Here is a 4,501-nt window from a genome sequence, read left to right as displayed (position 1 = left end):
TACAAGACAAATTACGAAACGACGCTCATGAAGATGTGGCTTAGCTCAAAGCGTATGGGTAAACCACCCCGAGTTCGTCGTACTCTCTAAGACTGTTTAGTCTCCGAAAACCTGAGGCGGTTCAGATGGTTTTTTGAGAGATTATGACACTCTCAAAGCGATTTGAAGTACTTGAGAAAGTTGATTATGATAGCACCTAAAGATTTACCAGAGTCATATCGAAAGACTAAACAAAAAAATGCCTCTAGGAGTCAACTCCCAGAGGCATTTTTTTGTTTGACATATAGACTAGGTTTTTAATATCTAGTTCTGCATTAAATTGCTTAGGCTTTTTTTATCATCATTTAGCGTAAGTATTTCAATTATTTTGAAGTTAGCATTTAGTACATACTCACAAGACGTTAAATTTCCAACCATACTAGGGTGGTTTAAGTAGGAGTATAACTTGAAAATTATCTTTACCATTCCTCCACTATCCACTGTACTGATAGCTGGCTGTGCCACAAACTCTGTTTAGACTATATCCTCTGAACAAAGGAATGTAGTCACAACCGTATTAAAACTTAATAGCTCTGCCTAACCACGCTACCAACTCACGGGCAGGAGCCTGACTCAAACACTGTGGACAATTAATATAGGTCATTATACAGTCATTTAAATCAGTCAACATATGCAGTAATAACCCTAAACCAATTATCTTATAGGGCTTTGGTAAAAACAACATGCCCGCATATACTGCCATCGCATAATAAGTATGTAGCGGATGGAAATTAATACTACAACGATTGGGCGAAAAGATAGGTGTCGCTAGAAGATGATCTAAATCAACTAGCATGGTTGCTATTAGGATCAAATAAACTCGCTTATAGTCACTACGAAAAAACATATAGGCGATAATCAACGGCATGCCAAAATGTAGAAAATAATGGATAACGGTTTGACTCATCGATTTTTCCGATTCAAGATAGTTTGTAGTGGCACATCAATCTCAGATAAAACATAAGATATTTTTGTCTTTCGACTGCATGTGAAATATATACATCATACACTCACCTTCTCATTATTATACCTGTCCAAAAAATCACTGGTTGAGATGAGATATAGACTTATTACCATAATAGCTATTTAATAGACTTTATATATTTTTCTTCAAATTAAAATGCAGCAATCTAAATACGGATGAATCATGAGTAATCCAGATAACCACAGTCATCAAGCTCCAAACCCTAAAAATATGAATAAGGCTTTTTATATTGGAATTGGTCTAAATTCTGCATTTACGCTGATTGAGTTCATAGTGGGCTACTCAATCAATTCATTAGCTTTAATCGCAGACGCTAGCCACAACTTAAGTGATGTTGCCAGTTTAATAATCTCGTTAATTGGAATGAAATTAGCACAGAAAGCATCTACTACGCTTTATACCTATGGCTACAAAAAAGCTTCTATAATGGCGTCTCTTATTAACGCCATATTGTTAGTTACAATCGTTATAGGTATTGCGTATGAGGCCTTGGGTCGATTTGATACCATACCGGAAGTTGCAGGAAAAGTTATTATTATTACAGCTCTAATAGGTGTATTTATAAATACTGTTTCTGCTTTTGCATTCTACAAAGGTCAAAAAGACGATATTAATGTCAAAGGTGCTTTCTTGCATCTAATGGTAGATGCATTGGTCTCTGTAGGTGTCGTTATCTCGGGCATTATTATTTACTATACAAGTTGGAATATCGTTGATCCTCTAGTTAGCTTGATTATTTCAGTCGTTATACTGTTATCGACTTGGGGTCTACTAAAAGAGAGTATCAAGCTTGCTATCGACGGAGTACCTCAAAATGTTGATCTCAGTAAAATAACTGCTATCTTAGAGAGCTATAATTTTATTCAAAACTTTCATCATTTACATATCTGGGCTTTGAGTACCACTGAGAATGCTCTTACAGTTCATATTGTACCGAAGACCGATATAACGTTTGAAGAGACTATTACTATGAAAGAAAACATCAAGGAAGATTTGGCGCATCAGAATATACAACATGCAACTATTGAATTTGGTACTAAGGCAGATGACAATCAAAAATCGCGTGCATTAAATGAAAGTATCAACTAAAAGATGATAGACCGTATATAGCTATCTCTTTTTAAGTATGAGGCGCGTGCCTTATGTCGACATAATTTTTTCAATCAGTTCTTATGTGATCAATAGTTTAAAACTTTTATATTTACGTGCGTTAGGACGTTACCTAGAAAAAATAAAAAACTTACGCTGATTAAATTATTATGATTAAGTTTACTATTACCCTCGTCTTCTAAGTGTGGTTAGACCTTGGCCAAAATAGCTTAGTAGTAATAACAGGGTTATTATTATCAAGATAGGATAATTTCCCATAAGCATAAAGGGAGTGTTACCAACCCGTGCCTGTATCTCACCACGTAGTACAGTACGCTCAAACTGCGGTGCGCGTTTTACAATACGACCTTTATGGTTAATGATAGCGGTAACACCAGTATTGGTCGCTCGAATAAACCAGCGCCCGTTCTCAAGAGCGCGCATTTGTACCATTTGCAAATGTTGCAATGGTCCTGCTGAAGTGCCAAACCAGGCATCGTTAGAGACGGTCAACAAAAAGTCAGTATCGATTGCATTTTTACGCGTGGTATCTGGATAAGCTACCTCATAACAGATAGCCGTCCCTATATTGTGTCCACGCACCTGTAGCGGTGACTGCTGATCACTACCACGACTATAGCTCTTAATATCCTGACTACCGGCCAAACTTGGGAAAATATCGAGCACGCCTTCAAATGGAATATACTCTCCAAAAGGCACCAGACGCTGCTTCTTGTATAGGCCTTCCGCTTCTACACCTCGAGCAATCACGCTATTGTAAAATGGGGGATACTTATCCGTATTGGCATTGAATGCCACTTTATCCTTATAAGGGATACCAGTTATCCATGTCGTATTGGTCGCATTAGCCATTTCTATCATTTCACTAATAAAGCCCGCAGCCTCATCCTGAAACATCGGAATAGATGATTCAGGCCACACCACAACATCACGTCCCCACTCAGTGCGCGTTAACTTCGCATAAATCTTTAGCGTTTCTACTTGATATTGAGTCAGCCACTTTATATCTTGTGAAATATTACCTTGAATCAATGACACTGACAGATCAGGTGTGCCCTTAGGTTTTGTCCATTGCGGATTGACCAGCCATAATGATGTGCTAATGGCTAATAACAGTACAGAAACGACGGCATAACTACTGCGCCGAAGCAGTAGCTCTACTAAACTTGCAGCCAATAGTATGGCAACAAAAGAGACGGCAAAAACACCAGCAACGGGTGCTAAGGACGATAACCAATACTCTTCAGTAAACGCATAACCAACAAACAGCCACGGAAAGCCTGTGAATAACCAAGTTTTTAACCATTCTTGTAGCACCCAAAGAGCAGCAAATGAAAAGGGTTGTTTGCCTACCATACGGTTAAAGGCTAGTGCTAAAAATCCATGAAACAGTCCCATACCGAGACCCATCAATCCAATCATAATCAATGCGAGCCACGTTGGAGTATCGCTATAATCATGGATAGCTGTATAGAGCCAAAAGCCGCCGACGCACCATAGCCCCATACCGTAAGCTTCACCGATAATAAAAGCGCGACGACCACTCATATTTGGCACCAACAGCGCATATAAAATCGCTGGTGACACTATTGCTAGCGGCCAGAACCCATAAGGCGATAATGCAAATAAAAAAATAGCCCCTGCAAGCCATGCTGCTACTAGCGTAAGCCATAGCGGTAATTGATTTAAGTGAGTACTCAAACGCTTTTGTAGACTAATAGTAGACAGGTGCATCGCAAATTATCCAAAATTATGAGCCTTGAATTTTTAATCAAAATCCAAAACTCAGATAGACCCGTTAATACTACAGGCAGCATTTCAAAATAAAAACTGCTTATGATACCAGTCCGCACTGCTCAATGTATAAATTTACGTACCCCGTTTGATGGGTTATTATGCTACATTACCAAACGATATGAAGTGTTACTTGACCTTCTATAGCTCACAATATTTACAGTACATGAGAGAGCACTATGACCCCCTTAAAAATAAAATCCAGTCTTATATTCAATCGTCATCTGTCTAAGGGGTTGCGTAGTACGCTGGTGTTACTTGCCGCCTCATCACTATTTGCTTGTAGCCAACCGAGTAGTGGCGTATCTGATGCAAACACAACATCAGTAACAACCGAAAATGCAACAGCTATCACTTTAAAGGAAGATGAACCAAACGCTAAAAGTGCTCACATGATGACAAGGTCAGTAAGTAAACCAGACCTACTAAAAAACGTCTCAGCTACGGTCTATAAAGATGCCAATTGCGGCTGCTGTAAAGAATGGATAAGTCATGCAGAAGATAATGGTCTAAGTGCAACCGCGCAAGATGTTGCGGACTTAGCCGTATTTAAAGAGCGCTACAGCGTTCCAA

The 4,501-nt window shown here is 38.9% G+C and carries 3 protein-coding genes and 1 pseudogene; 2 read left to right on the top strand and 2 right to left on the bottom strand.

The window, feature by feature from the left end; genetic code table 11:
• Positions 1-556: 556 nt before the first annotated feature.
• On the bottom strand, positions 557-946 hold the full coding sequence (locus tag JMW90_RS13215; RefSeq protein ID WP_025652669.1) for a DUF6122 family protein: 390 nt from the start codon (positions 944-946) through the stop codon (positions 557-559).
• Positions 947-1,186: 240 nt separating this feature from the next.
• Here JMW90_RS13215 and JMW90_RS13210 point away from each other — a divergent pair, with 240 nt between their 5' ends.
• Positions 1,187-2,113 (top strand): cation diffusion facilitator family transporter, encoded by a 927-nt coding sequence (locus JMW90_RS13210; RefSeq protein ID WP_181718484.1) that lies wholly within the window; start codon positions 1,187-1,189, stop codon positions 2,111-2,113.
• A gap of 186 nt (positions 2,114-2,299) precedes the next feature.
• Here JMW90_RS13210 and lnt read toward each other — a convergent pair whose 3' ends face one another.
• Entirely contained in the window at positions 2,300-3,868 is a 1,569-nt protein-coding gene (lnt, locus tag JMW90_RS13205) for an apolipoprotein N-acyltransferase (protein WP_181718485.1), read from the bottom strand.
• Positions 3,869-4,107: 239 nt separating this feature from the next.
• On the opposite strand from lnt, the pseudogene JMW90_RS13960 reads away from it, so the two are divergent.
• A pseudogene (locus JMW90_RS13960) lies at positions 4,108-4,501 on the top strand (DUF411 domain-containing protein); the annotation flags it as partial.

It is taken from the genome of Psychrobacter glacincola (genome assembly GCF_904846215.1).
Taxonomy (GTDB): domain Bacteria; phylum Pseudomonadota; class Gammaproteobacteria; order Pseudomonadales; family Moraxellaceae; genus Psychrobacter; species Psychrobacter glacincola.
The sequence above is the reverse complement of the archived record's forward strand: the minus strand, read 5'-3'. Positions and strand labels throughout refer to the sequence as shown.

Coding starts and splice junctions, on each gene's coding strand:
- lnt (WP_181718485.1), bottom strand. CDS start 3,868: ATGCACCTGTCTACTATTAGTCTACAAAAGCGTTTGAGTACTCACTTA.
- JMW90_RS13215 (WP_025652669.1), bottom strand. CDS start 946: ATGAGTCAAACCGTTATCCATTATTTTCTACATTTTGGCATGCCGTTG.
- JMW90_RS13210 (WP_181718484.1), top strand. CDS start 1,187: ATGAGTAATCCAGATAACCACAGTCATCAAGCTCCAAACCCTAAAAAT.